We start from the raw sequence: 15,257 nt of genomic DNA, 5'->3' as shown, positions 1-15,257 counted from the left end.
TTTCTCTTCAACCGAACCGGCTGTTTGTGTGAAGTGATTCACATCCGCCGTGTCGATGGAGGCGCATTATAGGGAGTTCTCCGCAGGCCGCAATAGAAAAATTGCAGAAAAATGACTGACTGCTGCATTCCCCAGCAAAACCCCGCTTTATACCTTTTTACGCACAGAGTTATCCACAATCATCAATGTAATTTCTGTATTTTTCCCACGGTAAACACTGTCAAAATTGTGATCACCATTGAAAGAGAAAAATTCGCGAGCGTTGCGCAAACGTTTTCGTTACAATGCGGGCGAAAAATAAGGATGCCCCGTTAGGGGCGTTAGCTGAGTTTTTCGCGAAAAATTCAGCTAACGCTCTCTGTAATAGTCAAATCCAGGGGATTTACCATGCAACAACGTCGTCCAGTCCGCCGCGCTCTGCTCAGTGTTTCTGACAAAGCCGGTATCGTCGAATTCGCCCAGGCACTTTCCGCACGCGGTGTGGAGCTGCTGTCTACAGGGGGCACTGCCCGTCTGTTAGCAGAAAAGGGGCTGCCAGTGACCGAAGTTTCCGATTACACCGGTTTCCCGGAGATGATGGATGGACGCGTGAAGACCCTGCATCCGAAAGTACATGGTGGCATTCTAGGCCGTCGCGGCCAGGACGATGCCATTATGGAAGAACATCAGATCCAGCCTATCGATATGGTGGTTGTTAACCTGTATCCGTTCACCCAGACCGTTGCCCGTGAAGGCTGCTCGCTGGAAGATGCGGTTGAGAACATCGATATCGGCGGCCCAACGATGGTGCGCTCCGCTGCCAAGAACCATAAAGATGTCGCTATCGTGGTGAAGAGCAGCGACTACGACGCCATTATTAAAGAGATGGATGCCAACGAAGGATCGCTGACGCTTGCAACCCGTTTCGATCTCGCTATCAAAGCCTTCGAACACACCGCCGCCTACGACAGCATGATTGCCAACTACTTCGGCAGCATGGTTCCGGCTTATCACGGTGAAAGCAAAGAGGCCGCCGGTCGCTTCCCGCGTACGCTGAACCTGAACTTCATTAAGAAGCAGGATATGCGCTACGGCGAGAACAGCCACCAGCAGGCTGCCTTCTATATAGAAGAGAATGTGAAAGAAGCCTCCGTTGCCACCGCAACCCAGGTTCAGGGTAAAGCCCTCTCTTATAACAACATCGCCGATACCGATGCGGCGCTGGAGTGCGTGAAAGAGTTCGCCGAGCCAGCATGTGTGATTGTGAAGCACGCCAACCCTTGCGGTGTGGCTATCGGCAATTCCATTCTTGATGCTTACGATCGCGCGTATAAAACCGACCCCACCTCGGCGTTCGGCGGCATTATCGCCTTTAACCGCGAGCTGGATGCTGAAACCGCACAGGCCATCATTTCTCGTCAGTTTGTCGAAGTGATTATTGCGCCGTCCGCCAGCGAAGAAGCGTTGAAAATCACCGCCGCTAAACAGAACGTACGTGTCCTGACATGTGGTCAGTGGGCCGAGCGTGTTCCAGGCCTTGATTTCAAACGCGTGAACGGCGGTCTGCTGGTTCAGGATCGTGACCTGGGTATGGTTGGAGCAGAAGAACTGCGCGTCGTCACCAAACGTCAGCCGACCGAACAGGAGCTGCGTGATGCGCTATTCTGCTGGAAAGTGGCGAAGTTCGTGAAATCCAACGCTATCGTCTATGCCAAAGGCAATATGACCATCGGGATTGGCGCAGGCCAGATGAGCCGCGTGTACTCCGCGAAAATCGCCGGTATTAAAGCTGCCGATGAAGGCCTGGAAGTGAAAGGTTCGTCAATGGCTTCTGACGCGTTCTTCCCGTTCCGCGACGGTATTGATGCCGCGGCCGCTGCGGGCGTGACCTGCGTAATCCAGCCTGGCGGTTCTATCCGTGATGACGAAGTGATTGCCGCCGCCGACGAGCACGGTATTGCGATGCTCTTCACCGACATGCGCCACTTCCGCCATTAATGGAGCGACAGATGAAAGTATTAGTGATTGGTAATGGCGGGCGCGAGCACGCGCTGGCCTGGAAAGCGGCCCAGTCGCCGCTGGTTGAGACTGTTTTTGTTGCTCCGGGTAACGCAGGCACTGCGCTGGAACCTGCGCTGCAAAACGTCGCTATTGGCGTGACCGACATCCCGGCACTGCTGGATTTCGCGCAAAATGAAAAGATCGACTTGACCATCGTCGGCCCGGAAGCGCCGCTGGTGAAAGGCGTGGTCGATACCTTCCGCGCCGCCGGGCTAAAAATCTTCGGCCCAACCGCAGGCGCCGCGCAACTGGAAGGCTCGAAAGCGTTTACCAAAGATTTCCTGGCCCGCCATAAGATCCCTACGGCGGAATACCAGAACTTCACCGAGGTAGAACCTGCACTGGCGTATCTGCGTGAGAAAGGCGCGCCAATCGTCATTAAAGCGGACGGTCTGGCTGCCGGGAAAGGCGTTATCGTGGCGATGACGCTGGAAGAAGCGGAAGCGGCTGTTCACGATATGCTGGCGGGCAACGCTTTTGGCGACGCGGGTCATCGCATCGTTATCGAAGAGTTCCTCGACGGCGAAGAAGCGAGCTTTATCGTGATGGTGGACGGTGAGCATGTGCTGCCAATGGCCACCAGCCAGGATCACAAACGCGTAGGCGATAAAGATACCGGGCCGAACACAGGCGGTATGGGCGCTTACTCCCCTGCGCCAGTGGTGACCGATGAAGTTCATCTGCGCACGATGGAACGTATCATTTGGCCAACCGTGAAAGGTATGGCGGCGGAAGGCAACACCTACACCGGTTTTCTCTATGCGGGCCTGATGATCGACAAACAGGGTAATCCGAAGGTTATCGAATTTAACTGCCGCTTTGGCGATCCGGAAACCCAGCCGATTATGCTACGCATGAAGTCCGATCTGGTTGAACTCTGCCTGGCGGCCTGTGAAGGTACGCTTGACGAGAAAACGTCCGAGTGGGATGAACGCGCTTCTCTCGGCGTGGTGATGGCTGCGGGTGGATATCCTGGCGATTACCGCACCGGCGATGTGATCCACGGCCTGCCGCTGGAAGAAGTGTCAGACGGCAAAGTGTTCCACGCGGGCACAAAACTGGCGGATGACGAGCAGGTGGTAACCAGCGGCGGGCGCGTACTGTGCGTCACCGCGCTGGGTCATACCGTGGCAGAAGCGCAGAAACGCGCTTATGCCTTAATGACCAATATCCATTGGGACGATTGCTTCTGCCGGAAGGATATCGGCTGGCGCGCCATCGAACGCGAGCAGAACTAACGCGACAGTTTTGCCAATAGCGTTTTGCGCGTAATCCCTAACTGACGGGCGGCTTCGGTTTTGTTGCCGCCCGTTTTCTCCAGCGCCGCCAGAATCACTTCTTTTTCGACTTCCACCAGCGGCTGAATATCCTGACTTTGCACCAGCGGGATCGGCGTACTGGCAATCGCCAGCGGCAGCTCGCGTTCGGAAATATATTCCCCGGTCAGCAGCACCACCGCCCGTTCCACCGCGTTTTCCAGTTCACGAATATTTCCCGGCCAGTCGTAGTGAATCAGCAGATCCATCGCCTGGGGCGTAAACCCTTTTACCGCCTTGCGATTGCGTTCGGCAAAGCGCTGCAGAAAATGACCAGCCAGCAGAGGAATATCTTCCCGCCGCTGACGCAGCGGCGGTACTTCAATCGCCACCACATTCAGGCGATAGTAGAGATCCTGGCGAAAACCCCCGGCATTCACCTCAGCGGCAAGATCGCGATGAGTCGCGGCAATCAGCCGGACATCAACCGAGATAGTCTGATTGCTGCCGACACGCTGAACTTCGCGCTCCTGAATCGCACGCAGCAGACGAACCTGCATCATCGGCGAGATATCGCCAATTTCATCGAGAAACAGCGTGCCGCCGTCCGCCTCAACAAAGCGCCCTTCCCGCCGTTTGTCGGCTCCGGTAAACGCCCCTTTTTCGTGACCGAACAATTCAGATTCCAGTAAGGATTCGTTGAGTGCCGCACAGTTGAGCGTTACCAGCGGCTTTTCACTCCGTGCGCTACTGGCGTGAATCGCCCTGGCGACCAGCTCTTTACCGGTGCCGGAATCGCCGTGGATCAGCACCGTGGCTTCCGATGGCGCGACGAGGGCAATTTCACTGAGCAGGTGCTGCATCGCCGGGCTTTTACCGACCATACCGAACTGGCTGGCAGACACCGCAGGCATTTCAGCATCAACACTGTGCGTATGCGCAAGCGCCTTTTCCAGGGTCGCCTGCAAGTTATCGAAATCCAGCGGCTTGATGAGATAATCCAGCGCCCCGGTTTTCAACGCCTCTACCGCCGTCTCGACGCTGGAGTACGCGGTCATAATCAGTACCGGAATTGCCGGATTTAACGCTTTGATCTCTTTCAGCGTGGCGATGCCATCCATCTCTGCCATTCGCACATCACAAAGCACAAGATCAAAAACCTGTTCCCGCACTTGCTCCAGCGCTTGTCGCCCGCTGTTCGCCAGCGCGACGTTATAGCCCCAGCCGCGCAGCAATGCCTGCAAGATAGTGCAGTGGCTAATGTCATCATCCACCACCAGAATATCGATATTATCGTGCGTCATCCTTGTGGGTCCTTACGCGTAATATTGACCGGAAGCCAGAGGGTGAACGTTGCACCTTTCCCCTCCTGGCTTACGACCTGAATTGTACCACCGTGTTGTTCAACAATATTATGCACAACCGCCAGCCCCAGTCCGGTGCCTTCGGCTTTGGTGGTGAAGTACGGGGTGAAGATGGCTTCAAGCTGATCCGCCGCAATTCCCTTACCGCTGTCGGTTACGCTTATTTTAACGCCTGCGCTGCTTTCGTTGGCCGTCACGCTAATCACGCCATGCTGACCAATCGCCTGAATAGCATTGAGATAGAGATTCAACAGGACCTGAGTCAGTCGGTCCGGATCGGCCTGTATCTCCGGCAATGCGTCGTTGGCGGTAAAGCGTAATTGGATCTCCCTACTGTTTGCATCCTGGCTTACCAGTTGTAATGAGTGGTTAATCAGCGTGTTGAGATCCACCGCCTGCAAAGCCAGATGCGTTGGCTTAACCAGCTCCAGCATCTCGCTTACCACGCGGTTTAAACGGTCGGCTTCTTTCGCCATCACCTGCGCCAATTGATGCGCTTCTCCTCCTGCGGGTGCGCGTTCGGCAAAATATTTCGCCAGCCCTTTAATCGAGGAAAGCGGGTTACGGATTTCATGGGCGACGCCTGCGGCCAGATGTCCCAGCGCCACCAGCTTCTCTTTGCGCTTCATTTCATCCTGTAACAGCTGGCGCGAGCGAAGATAGCGGCGATACCAGAAGAATGACAACACGCTTGCCAGCAAGACCGTCGCCAGGGCGAAGAGGATAATCAGGGTGTTTCTCTGCTCACGCTCTTCGGCACTCACAATGTTACTGGCGTCGAAAGCGATAAAAATTGCTTGTGGTGTCGCGGCATACTGCTGCATATGGCGCATCCGGTGCATTCCAGCAGCAAACATCGGTTGAAACTGGCGATAAATTTCCAGAACAGGCTCGCCGTCTGCGCTATCGATCCGCCGCCACGCTTCTTCGTCTCCCGGATGTAACTGCTGCATTTCCTGCGGGGAATAAAGCTGTTTTCCCACCATGCCGGAGTTGCTATGCATCACGATTGTTCCTTGTTCATCCGTGACCGCAAACCAACGCACTCCTGGCTGCCCAGCCATTTCTTCCAGTAAAGCCTGCTGCTGCGCATGATGCATGCGCATCCCCATACCGACGCGCGAGCCGGATTCGAGAGCGCGGATAAGTACACTGCCTTTTTCCAGCAGAGTTTGTCTGGCGGCGGCAGTCTCGCGCCCATAATCGCGAATCACCGTCACCGCAAACAACCCCACCAGCCCAACAATGACTACGGGGAGGATCGCGCTTAACCATTTAGCTAAGGCATCTTTTGATCGCTGCATAAAACGCATCTTCTTCTTTGCCTGTTCATCCCTTTTTGACAGCAGAAATCATGCCATCTTTTATTAGCACTTACCCTGCGCTTTAACACAAAGGCTTAAGTTTCAATGAGTAAAAATGACTCGCTACACACAGCAGGCGAGTCATTTTTACTCGTTTATCATGTCATATTGCCCGTCATATCAGCGTTTCGCCGTTGGCACGAAAGATGCAATACCCGAAGTAAGACAACCACTGGAGGATTAACCATGAAACGGAACACGAAAATTGCCCTGGTGATGATGGCGCTTTCAGCAATGGCGATGGGATCGACATCTGCATTTGCTCACGGCGGACACGGTATGTGGCAGCAAAATGCCGCGCCTTTGACCAGCGAACAACAGACAGCGTGGCAGAAAATCCATAATGACTTTTACGCTCAAAGCAGCGCACTGCAACAGCAACTGGTGACGAAGCGTTATGAATACAATGCCCTGTTAGCCGCGAACCCACCGGATAGCAGCAAAATTAACGCGGTCGCCAAAGAGATGGAGAATTTGCGTCAGTCGTTAGATGAGTTACGGGTGAAACGAGATATTGCGATGGCTGAAGCGGGTATTCCGCGCGGTACCGGAATGGGTTACGGCGGCTGCGGTGGTGGCGGTCATATGGGTATGGGCCACTGGTAAATCAGAACGTTTTCTCGTTGGGTTGCCAGCGACAGAAATCAGAGTTTGCCACTAACAGTAATTGCGAACCTTCGGGCGCTTCCAGCCATGCCACGCTGACATCAACAGAAGAGCGGCTCTGGCGGCGCTCGATATGCGCTATCGCCTGCGAATCTAAATCAGGTTTAATGGTTTGCCCTTCGCAGGTGGTCACGGTCTGTTCCATCGCATGCCAGCGCCCCTGGCGCAGCACGACTCTCCCCTGACGTAAGGCATCGCTAATCTGGCGGATCTGATCAGCACGATAACGGTATAAATCGATTTGGTCGTTAGAAAGCTGCTGCTTTTCCCCATCGGATTCACGTTGCATAAAGCTCAGATCGCCGCGATCGTCAAAACGCGCGCGAATGTTCACCGGCGGTTTGCTGTAAACATTGATATTGATGAGCGTGAGGTTATCGCCCTGCCAGCGATACTCTCGCGTCGTGGTATCGCCACTGCGCCACGGGCTAAACACAGCAAGCAGATGCACATTATCGCCGCTGTCTTTTCGCCAGATACGTACCGCGCCCTGATCTTCAGCAAATCCACTGGCGGTAAAGGGAGGAAGTGAAGAGTTGTGACTACAGGCAGTGAGAAACAGAGCGCCCGCCAGCATCAATGATCGACGCCAGAAAGACAAAAGGGGTGAAACCACCCCTTCGTTAAAACTGTTCACTGCCACGCAATCTTACTTAACTGCGTCTTTCAGTGCCTTGCCAGAAACAAATGCCGGCACGTTAGCTGCGGCAATTTTGATTTCTTTACCGGTCTGCGGGTTGCGGCCAGTACGCTCAGCGCGGTGGTTCACTTTGAAGGTACCGAAACCAACCAGTTGTACAGCATCGCCTTCTTTCAGAGACTCAGTAATTGCAGCCAGAGTGGACTCCAGAGCAGCTTTAGCCTGGGTTTTGGACAGTTCTGCTTTCTCTGCAATTACATCAATCAGTTGAGTCTTGTTCATAAGTTATCCTTACAATGTGTTTATCGCTTGCTAAGCATCGAGTGCGACGGAAATGCCAGAATAGCACTCTCCTGCATACACGCACCGATAGCCACTTTTTTTCGCCCCCCAAATGTAGACCAGACGGGGGGCGAAAGGGAAGACTCCAGGTATGACAAATCAGGCGTTAAATCACGTTTTCTGGTCTTATTGCTGAAAAATTATACCAATATTGCTCTCGCCCGCCTCACGCAGGTCTGCCCTAAGGCCTTTTATCAGCTCGATATCGCGTTCTTCGCACTCAGCTAAAAGTCGGAATATTTCCCACTGAATGTCCCACTCTTGCTCTACAGCTGGGTTTTCTTTGAGCTCTTCATCGCTCATTTCACGGCCAGCCTGAGTCATTTCCAGCATCGCCACGGTCGTGATGGAGGTCTTACTCACTTCTACCGCGTGTTCGAGCGTTTCGCCACTCAAACGCGAATGGACCAGTTCACTTAACGCCACGCAGGCATCGATTGCCGGATAAACGCCGTACAGATCGAAATCGTCCGCTGAAGGAATCGCTTCTTCAAATTTCTCCAGTTGACTATCAAAATTCACTTTTGCGTCTTTGACGGTCAGTGTTTCCCAGATGAGATCGAGAATGCGGCGGTAAATTTGCCCATCACCAAAACCGGTTTGCTGGCAGAACATGGCGTAATTGGGGTACATGCGTTCGCATAAGCAAGCCATGAAAGTGACATGCTGCCAGCTTTCCAGGCGCTCCAGACGCAGATGAATTGGGTTTTGTAACATGTTGAGTTCTCAAATACGGAAATTATCCGCAGTTTACCTGAATTAGGGCTGATTTGCTGTATAGCGCACGAACGCCGGACGTTCCGAAGCCACCGCGTCTGCCCAGCGCGTTGGCTCCGGCAGACGATAGCCTTTCATGCAGCGTTGTACCCAGGCCAGCGCACTATCCATGCTGACACGATGGCCAGTTGCGATAAATAGCGGGTTACAGCGCGCTTTACTGCGCCAGACCCAGGCCAGCTGCTCGCCTTTATCCATCAACGGTGCCAGCGCGCCCGGTTCGCTGGAGAGCGGCTCGAATTTACCGCATAACCGCTTTTTCGCTACGCCAATGGTCGGTACGTCCACTAATAAGCCAAAATGGCTGGCAACGCCAAGACGGCGCGGATGCGAGATCCCATGACCATCGACAAACACTAAATCCGGCTTTTGTGACAGCATCTCCCACGTTGCCAGCAGCGCAGGATATTCGCGGAAGGAAAGAAAACCTGGAATGTAAGGCATGGTGGTGGCGATGCGTGCCACTTTATACTCCACCAGCTCAAGAGAGGGGTATTTCAGCAGCACCATCGCCGCTCGCGTCACATCTCCGCCCTGCTCAAACCCGACATCGGCTCCGGCGATCAGATCCGGCGGATCTTTATCAAGTCGATCCTCACGGATCACAGAAGAAGCCAGTTCGATTTGTTGAGCGCGTAATGACGCGAGATCCATAATCACTCCTTAGCGGTGATATTGTTCAGACAACCGATGCACAGCCTCCACAAACACGCCAGCATGTTCTGGCGGCACATCCTGATGAATACCGTGACCAAGGTTAAAGACATGACCTTCGCCGTGACCGAAACCTGCAAGTATAGTCGCGACTTCTTCTTCAATGCGGGCAGGTGGCGCGTACAGCATCGACGGATCCATATTACCCTGCAGCGCGACTTTATTGCCCACGCGGCGGCGCGCATCGGCGATGTCCGTTGTCCAGTCGAGGCCCAGCGCATCGCAACCGGTTTCTGCCATCGCTTCCAGCCACTGTCCGCCACCTTTGGTAAACAGCGTGACTGGCACGCGGCGACCGTCGTTTTCACGCAGTAAACCATCAACAATTTTATGCATGTAATAAAGCGAGAACTGTTGATAATCGCGCCCGGTAAGCACCCCGCCCCAGGTATCGAAGATCATCACGGCCTGAGCACCGGCTTTAATCTGCGCATTCAGATACAAAGTGACGCTTTTCGCCAGTTTATCGAGTAGCGCGTGCAGCGCCTGTGGATCGGCATACATCATCTTTTTGATCACGGTGAACGCTTTGCTGCTGCCGCCTTCCACCATGTAGGTCGCCAGCGTCCACGGGCTGCCGGAAAAACCAATCAGCGGCACTTCGCCTTTCAGTTCGCGACGAATGGTACGCACCGCGTTCATCACGTAACCCAGCTCATCTTCCGGGTCCGGAATTGGCAGTTTATCGACGTCGGCTTTGCAGGTGACTGGCGAGGTAAAACGCGGACCTTCTCCGGCTTCAAAATAGAGCCCTAACCCCATCGCGTCCGGCACGGTGAGGATATCGGAAAAGAGGATCGCCGCATCCAGCGGATAGCGACGCAGCGGTTGCAAAGTCACTTCGCACGCCAGCTCTGCATTTTTGCACAGCGACATAAAATCGCCCGCCTGGGCGCGCGTGGCTTTATATTCCGGTAGATAGCGACCCGCCTGGCGCATCATCCATACTGGAGTGACATCAACGGGCTGGCGCAGCAGCGCCCGCAGATAACGATCGTTTTTGAGTTCGGTCATTTTGGCTGTTCCTTAGTGCGTCAGGCGGTCAGTGTATCATCACTCATACTCTGCCCGACACATCGCCACCGTATCTTCTATCAGACGGCGCGCCACGGTGCCGGGCGGCGGAAGTAACGGTAAATCATCGTAGCGATACCAGTTCGCATCGAGCAGCTCTTTCGAATCAATCACGATGTCGCCGCTATCATATTCCGCCATAAATGCGGTCATCAGCGACTGGGGAAACGGCCACGGCTGGGAAGTCACGTACCGCAAGTTTTTAACTTTAATTCCGCTCTCTTCCATCACTTCCCGCGCGACCGCCTGCTCGAGGGTTTCGCCCACTTCGACGAATCCGGCAAGTACCGTATGGACACCGTTACGATGGCGGGTATGCTGGGCGAGGAGGATCGAATCATCGCGACGGATGGCAACAATAATGCATGGGGCGATTTGCGGGTAGTAACGCTCACGACAATGGCTGCACAGCATCGCCCATTCGGTTTTGCTCGGATACATTTCATGCCCGCAGTAACCACAGTATTTATGCGATCGGTAAAACTCCGCCAGTTGCACGCCACGTCCGGCCAGTTGAAACAGCCCAACATCGAGATCAATGACCTGACGTACCGACCCCATATCGTGACGCCGCTGCTGTTGTACTAACCAAACAGGTTCCCCCTGCCATTCGCCGATTTGTAGTGCGCGCTGACCCACAAGATCGAAATTTGCCGCTTCGCCATATGGCAATTCTCCCTTCGGCAACCATAATTTTTGTTCATGGCTGACGACCCACCAGCCGTGATCTAATTTTTCAATTATACGATCCATAGCTCTTGCACTACCTTTGCATCACTGGCATGTTTAACATGGTTTTTACATTTCTCACTGAGCAGTTTTTGAATACAAACTTGCGGAGTCAATCATGCTTAACCAGCTCGATAACCTGACGGAGCGCGTCAGAGGAAGTAACAAACTGGTTGATCGCTGGCTACATGTACGTAAGCATCTGCTCGTGGCTTACTACAATCTGGTTGGCATTAAGCCTGGCAAAGAATCGTACATGAGGCTAAACGAAAAAGCCCTTGATGATTTTTGTCAGAGCCTGGTCGATTACTTGTCTGCCGGACATTTCAGTATTTATGAGCGCATTCTTCATAAACTGGAAGGCAATGGGCAACTCGCACGCGCCGCGAAGATTTGGCCACAACTCGAAGCCAATACCCAACAGATTATGGATTACTACGATTCCAGCCTGGAAACCGCTATCGATCATGATAATTACCTTGAGTTTCAACAGGTTTTATCTGACATCGGCGAGGCCCTGGAAGCGCGCTTTGTGCTGGAAGATAAGCTGATTCTGCTGGTGCTTGACGCCGCCCGCGTCAAACATCCTGCTTGAGTTCTGCGCTGTTAACGCGTAATTTACATTCAACGCCCCGTTTGCGGGGCTAATTTCTTGTCGGAGTGCCTTAACTGGCTGAGACCGTTTATTCGGGATCCGCGGAACCTGATCAGGCTAATACCTGCGAAGGGAACAAGAGTTAATCTGCTATCGCATCGCCTTTGCGGCGATCGTCTCTTGCTTCATCCGTCGTCTGACAAGCCACGTCCTTAACTTTTTGGAATGAGCTATGTCTGCAACAAAACTGACCCGCCGCGAGCAACGCGCCCAGGCCCAACATTTTATCGACACCCTGGAAGGCACCGCCTTTCCAAACTCAAAACGCATTTACATCACCGGCACACAACCCGGCGTGCGCGTGCCGATGCGTGAGATCCAGCTTAGCCCGACGCTAATCGGTGGTAGCAAAGAACAGCCGCAGTACGAAGAAAACGAAGCGATTCCCGTCTACGATACCTCCGGTCCGTATGGCGATCCGCAGATCGCCATTAACGTGCAGCAAGGACTGGCAAAACTACGCCAGCCGTGGATCGATGCACGCGGCGATACCGAAGAACTTACCGTGCGCAGTTCCGATTACACTAAAGCACGGCTGGCAGATGATGGCCTCGACGAGCTGCGTTTTAGCGGCGTATTAACCCCAAAGCGCGCCAAAGCAGGACGCCGCGTCACCCAACTGCACTACGCCCGCCGGGGCATCATCACACCCGAAATGGAATTCATCGCCATTCGCGAGAATATGGGTCGCGAGCGCATACGTAGCGAAGTTTTGCGCCACCAGCATCCGGGAATGAGCTTTGGCGCACGTCTGCCGGAAAATATCACCGCGGAATTTGTCCGTGATGAAGTTGCTGCCGGACGTGCGATTATCCCGGCCAACATTAATCATCCGGAATCGGAGCCGATGATTATTGGTCGCAACTTTCTGGTGAAGGTTAACGCCAATATCGGCAACTCGGCAGTCACCTCTTCCATCGAAGAAGAAGTGGAAAAGCTGGTATGGTCTACGCGCTGGGGGGCGGATACAGTGATGGATCTTTCCACCGGTCGCTATATTCACGAAACTCGCGAATGGATTTTGCGTAACAGCCCGGTGCCGATTGGTACAGTGCCGATCTACCAGGCGCTGGAGAAGGTTAATGGGATCGCTGAAGATCTTACCTGGGAAGCGTTCCGGGACACGCTGCTGGAACAGGCCGAGCAAGGTGTGGATTACTTCACTATCCATGCGGGCGTGCTACTGCGCTACGTGCCGATGACCGCGAAACGCCTGACCGGTATCGTCTCTCGCGGCGGTTCGATTATGGCGAAATGGTGCCTCTCCCATCATCAGGAAAATTTCCTCTATCAACACTTCCGCGAAATTTGTGAAATCTGTGCCGCTTATGATGTTTCGTTGTCCTTGGGCGACGGCCTGCGCCCCGGTTCTATTCAGGACGCCAACGATGAAGCGCAGTTTGCCGAGCTACATACGCTAGGCGAACTGACCAAAATCGCCTGGGAATATGACGTGCAGGTGATGATTGAAGGTCCAGGCCACGTGCCGATGCAGATGATCCGCCGCAATATGACCGAGGAGTTAGAGCACTGCCACGAAGCACCGTTCTATACCCTCGGGCCGCTAACTACTGATATTGCGCCGGGTTATGACCACTTCACATCGGGGATTGGCGCGGCGATGATTGGCTGGTTTGGCTGCGCGATGCTCTGTTACGTAACGCCAAAAGAGCATCTGGGTCTGCCTAATAAAGAAGATGTTAAGCAGGGGCTTATCACCTATAAGATTGCCGCCCACGCCGCCGACCTGGCGAAAGGGCATCCGGGCGCGCAAATTCGCGATAACGCCATGTCGAAAGCCCGCTTCGAATTTCGCTGGGAAGACCAGTTTAATCTGGCCCTCGACCCGTTTACCGCCCGCGCTTATCACGATGAAACCCTGCCGCAAGAGTCCGGCAAAGTCGCCCATTTTTGCTCCATGTGTGGGCCGAAATTCTGCTCGATGAAAATCAGCCAGGAAGTACGTGATTACGCCGCCGCGCAAACCATTGAAATGGGAATGGCGGATATGTCGGAGAACTTCCGTGCCAGAGGTGGAGAAATCTACCTGCGTAAGGAGGAAGCGTGATGTATCAGCCTGATTTTCCTCACGTACCTTTTCGTTTAGGACTGTACCCGGTAGTGGACAGCGTACAGTGGATCGAACGTCTGTTGGATGCAGGCGTGCGTACTCTCCAGCTGCGCATCAAAGATCGGCGCGATGAAGAGGTGGAAGCCGATGTCGTAGCAGCAATTGCGCTGGGCCGCCGCTATAACGCACGGCTGTTTATCAACGATTACTGGCGGCTGGCGATTAAGCATCAGGCGTATGGCGTCCATCTGGGGCAGGAAGATTTGCAAGCCACCGATCTCAGCGCCATCCGCGCGGCAGGCCTGCGGCTGGGCGTTTCGACTCATGATGACATGGAAATCGACGTCGCGCTGGCAGCACGTCCTTCTTATATCGCGCTAGGACATGTGTTCCCGACCCAAACCAAACAGATGCCTTCTGCACCGCAGGGGCTGGAACAGCTGGCACGACACATTGAGCGTCTGGCAGCTTATCCCACCGTGGCGATTGGCGGTATCAGCCTGCCGCGCGCGCCTGCGGTGATGGCGACAGGTGTTGGCAGTATCGCCGTCGTCAGTGCCATTACCCAAGCCGCAGACTGGCGTTTGGCAACGGAACAGTTGCTGGAAATTGCAGGAGTTGGCGATGAATGACCGTGATTTTATGCGTTATAGCCGTCAAATCCTGCTCGACGATATCGCTCTTGACGGGCAGCAAAAACTGCTCGACAGCCAGGTGCTGATTATCGGTCTGGGTGGGTTGGGTACACCTGCTGCGCTATACCTGGCGGGAGCTGGTGTCGGGACGCTGGTACTGGCAGATGACGACGATGTGCATTTGAGCAATCTGCAACGACAAATCCTCTTTACCACTGAAGATATCGATCGCCCGAAATCGCAGGTCAGCCAACAACGACTGACACAGTTGAATCCCGACATTCAACTGACAGCATTACAACAACGGTTAACGGGTAAGGCGTTAAAAGATGCGGTAGCACGGGCCGATGTGGTTCTCGACTGTACCGACAACATGGCGACTCGCCAGGAGATTAATGCCGCCTGCGTAGCACTTAACACACCGCTTATCACCGCCAGCGCGGTCGGATTTGGCGGTCAGTTGATGGTACTGACGCCGCCCTGGGAACAGGGGTGTTACCGCTGCCTGTGGCCGGATAACCAGGAGCCAGAACGCAACTGCCGCACGGCGGGCGTGGTTGGCCCGGTGGTCGGGGTTATGGGCACGTTACAGGCACTGGAAGCAATTAAGCTATTGAGTGGTATAGAGACCCCTGCGGGATATCTTCGACTGTTTGACGGTAAATTAAACCAATGGCGCAACCTGGCGTTGCGCCGCGCTACAGGTTGCCCGGTATGCGGAGGAAGCAATGCAGATCCTGTTTAACGATCAACCGATGCAGTGCGCCGCCGGGCAAACTGTTCACGAGTTGCTGGAGCAACTCAATCAACAACAAGCAGGTGCGGCACTGGCAATTAATCAGCAAATCGTCCCGCGGGAGCAATGGGCGCAACATATCGTGCAGGATGGCGACCAGATCCTGCTTTTTCAGGTTATTGCAGGGGGTTGAG

16 protein-coding genes and 1 riboswitch are annotated in these 15,257 nt (G+C 54.2%); of the genes, 8 read left to right on the top strand and 8 right to left on the bottom strand.

Annotation, left to right across the window (positions count from 1 at the left end; all coding sequences use genetic code 11):
• Positions 1-387 precede the first annotated feature (387 nt).
• Positions 388-1,977: a bifunctional phosphoribosylaminoimidazolecarboxamide formyltransferase/IMP cyclohydrolase gene (gene purH / locus K0335_RS21065; RefSeq protein WP_219394091.1), complete on the top strand. Its 1,590-nt coding sequence runs from the start codon at positions 388-390 to the stop codon at positions 1,975-1,977.
• Positions 1,978-1,988: 11 nt separating this feature from the next.
• The gene (gene purD, locus K0335_RS21060; RefSeq protein WP_046077243.1) at positions 1,989-3,278 is read left to right on the top strand and encodes a phosphoribosylamine--glycine ligase; all 1,290 of its coding nucleotides are present in this window, start codon (positions 1,989-1,991) and stop codon (positions 3,276-3,278) included.
• On the opposite strand, the gene zraR is transcribed toward purD, so the two are convergent.
• Together zraR and zraS are read right to left on the bottom strand one after the other, a co-directional pair.
• A complete protein-coding gene (zraR, locus tag K0335_RS21055; protein WP_104920564.1) occupies positions 3,275-4,600 on the bottom strand; it encodes a sigma-54-dependent response regulator transcription factor ZraR in 1,326 nt (441 codons plus the stop codon). The two genes, purD and zraR, sit on opposite strands and share 4 nt — an antisense overlap.
• Complete coding sequence (gene zraS / locus K0335_RS21050; protein ID WP_104920563.1) at positions 4,597-5,973, bottom strand: two-component system sensor histidine kinase ZraS; 1,377 nt, start codon at positions 5,971-5,973, stop codon at positions 4,597-4,599. Before zraS ends, zraR begins: the two co-directional genes overlap by 4 nt.
• A 237-nt stretch (positions 5,974-6,210) precedes the next feature.
• On the opposite strand from zraS, the gene zraP reads away from it, so the two are divergent.
• A complete protein-coding gene (zraP, locus tag K0335_RS21045; protein ID WP_001296714.1) occupies positions 6,211-6,630 on the top strand; it encodes a zinc resistance sensor/chaperone ZraP in 420 nt (139 codons plus the stop codon).
• Between the two features lies 1 nt (position 6,631).
• On the opposite strand, the gene K0335_RS21040 is transcribed toward zraP, so the two are convergent.
• The 6 genes from K0335_RS21040 to nudC all read right to left on the bottom strand — a co-directional run bounded on the left by K0335_RS21040 (position 6,632) and on the right by nudC (position 10,990).
• The gene (locus K0335_RS21040; RefSeq protein ID WP_001300651.1) at positions 6,632-7,327 is read right to left on the bottom strand and encodes a DUF1481 domain-containing protein; all 696 of its coding nucleotides are present in this window, start codon (positions 7,325-7,327) and stop codon (positions 6,632-6,634) included.
• Between the two features lie 12 nt (positions 7,328-7,339).
• A complete protein-coding gene (hupA, locus tag K0335_RS21035) occupies positions 7,340-7,612 on the bottom strand; it encodes a nucleoid-associated protein HU-alpha (protein WP_001044513.1) in 273 nt (90 codons plus the stop codon).
• Between the two features lie 186 nt (positions 7,613-7,798).
• Positions 7,799-8,389, bottom strand: coding sequence for a YjaG family protein (locus K0335_RS21030; protein WP_000940106.1), 591 nt, complete (start codon positions 8,387-8,389; stop codon positions 7,799-7,801).
• A 42-nt stretch (positions 8,390-8,431) separates the two neighbouring features.
• Complete coding sequence (gene nfi / locus K0335_RS21025) at positions 8,432-9,103, bottom strand: deoxyribonuclease V (protein ID WP_219394089.1); 672 nt, start codon at positions 9,101-9,103, stop codon at positions 8,432-8,434.
• A 9-nt stretch (positions 9,104-9,112) separates the two neighbouring features.
• Entirely contained in the window at positions 9,113-10,177 is a 1,065-nt protein-coding gene (gene hemE / locus K0335_RS21020; protein ID WP_000137657.1) for a uroporphyrinogen decarboxylase, read from the bottom strand.
• A 39-nt stretch (positions 10,178-10,216) separates the two neighbouring features.
• Positions 10,217-10,990 (bottom strand): NAD(+) diphosphatase, encoded by a 774-nt coding sequence (gene nudC / locus K0335_RS21015; RefSeq protein WP_104920562.1) that lies wholly within the window; start codon positions 10,988-10,990, stop codon positions 10,217-10,219.
• A gap of 94 nt (positions 10,991-11,084) precedes the next feature.
• On the opposite strand from nudC, the gene rsd reads away from it, so the two are divergent.
• The 5 genes from rsd to thiS all read left to right on the top strand — a co-directional run bounded on the left by rsd (position 11,085) and on the right by thiS (position 15,256).
• Positions 11,085-11,561 carry a sigma D regulator gene (rsd, locus tag K0335_RS21010; protein WP_000934302.1) on the top strand — a complete coding sequence of 159 codons (477 nt, stop codon included), beginning with the start codon at positions 11,085-11,087 and terminating at the stop codon, positions 11,559-11,561.
• A gap of 51 nt (positions 11,562-11,612) precedes the next feature.
• A riboswitch (TPP riboswitch) is annotated at positions 11,613-11,713 on the top strand.
• Between the two features lie 80 nt (positions 11,714-11,793).
• Positions 11,794-13,689, top strand: a complete 1,896-nt coding sequence (thiC, locus tag K0335_RS21005) for a phosphomethylpyrimidine synthase ThiC (protein ID WP_219394087.1) — start codon at positions 11,794-11,796, stop codon at positions 13,687-13,689.
• Positions 13,689-14,324, top strand: a complete 636-nt coding sequence (gene thiE / locus K0335_RS21000; protein ID WP_104920560.1) for a thiamine phosphate synthase — start codon at positions 13,689-13,691, stop codon at positions 14,322-14,324. Before thiC ends, thiE begins: the two co-directional genes overlap by 1 nt.
• Complete coding sequence (thiF, locus tag K0335_RS20995; RefSeq protein WP_000999744.1) at positions 14,317-15,072, top strand: thiazole biosynthesis adenylyltransferase ThiF; 756 nt, start codon at positions 14,317-14,319, stop codon at positions 15,070-15,072. Before thiE ends, thiF begins: the two co-directional genes overlap by 8 nt.
• A complete protein-coding gene (thiS, locus tag K0335_RS20990; RefSeq protein WP_001166235.1) occupies positions 15,056-15,256 on the top strand; it encodes a sulfur carrier protein ThiS in 201 nt (66 codons plus the stop codon). Before thiF ends, thiS begins: the two co-directional genes overlap by 17 nt.
• The last annotated feature ends 1 nt before the right edge of the window (position 15,257 follow it).

Source organism: Escherichia sp. GZ89, assembly GCF_019366485.1.
Taxonomy (GTDB): domain Bacteria; phylum Pseudomonadota; class Gammaproteobacteria; order Enterobacterales; family Enterobacteriaceae; genus Escherichia; species Escherichia fergusonii.
This window is presented reverse-complemented; position numbering and strand designations above follow the sequence as displayed.

Bases quoted from the DNA above. Each gene is read 5' to 3' on its own strand.
- purH (WP_219394091.1), top strand. From the start codon at position 388: ATGCAACAACGTCGTCCAGTCCGCCGCGCTCTGCTCAGTGTTTCTGAC.
- purD (WP_046077243.1), top strand. From the start codon at position 1,989: ATGAAAGTATTAGTGATTGGTAATGGCGGGCGCGAGCACGCGCTGGCC.
- zraR (WP_104920564.1), bottom strand. From the start codon at position 4,600: ATGACGCACGATAATATCGATATTCTGGTGGTGGATGATGACATTAGC.
- zraS (WP_104920563.1), bottom strand. From the start codon at position 5,973: ATGCGTTTTATGCAGCGATCAAAAGATGCCTTAGCTAAATGGTTAAGC.
- zraP (WP_001296714.1), top strand. From the start codon at position 6,211: ATGAAACGGAACACGAAAATTGCCCTGGTGATGATGGCGCTTTCAGCA.
- hupA (WP_001044513.1), bottom strand. From the start codon at position 7,612: ATGAACAAGACTCAACTGATTGATGTAATTGCAGAGAAAGCAGAACTG.
- K0335_RS21030 (WP_000940106.1), bottom strand. From the start codon at position 8,389: ATGTTACAAAACCCAATTCATCTGCGTCTGGAGCGCCTGGAAAGCTGG.
- nfi (WP_219394089.1), bottom strand. From the start codon at position 9,103: ATGGATCTCGCGTCATTACGCGCTCAACAAATCGAACTGGCTTCTTCT.
- hemE (WP_000137657.1), bottom strand. From the start codon at position 10,177: ATGACCGAACTCAAAAACGATCGTTATCTGCGGGCGCTGCTGCGCCAG.
- nudC (WP_104920562.1), bottom strand. From the start codon at position 10,990: ATGGATCGTATAATTGAAAAATTAGATCACGGCTGGTGGGTCGTCAGC.
- rsd (WP_000934302.1), top strand. From the start codon at position 11,085: ATGCTTAACCAGCTCGATAACCTGACGGAGCGCGTCAGAGGAAGTAAC.
- thiC (WP_219394087.1), top strand. From the start codon at position 11,794: ATGTCTGCAACAAAACTGACCCGCCGCGAGCAACGCGCCCAGGCCCAA.
- thiE (WP_104920560.1), top strand. From the start codon at position 13,689: ATGTATCAGCCTGATTTTCCTCACGTACCTTTTCGTTTAGGACTGTAC.
- thiF (WP_000999744.1), top strand. From the start codon at position 14,317: ATGAATGACCGTGATTTTATGCGTTATAGCCGTCAAATCCTGCTCGAC.
- thiS (WP_001166235.1), top strand. From the start codon at position 15,056: ATGCAGATCCTGTTTAACGATCAACCGATGCAGTGCGCCGCCGGGCAA.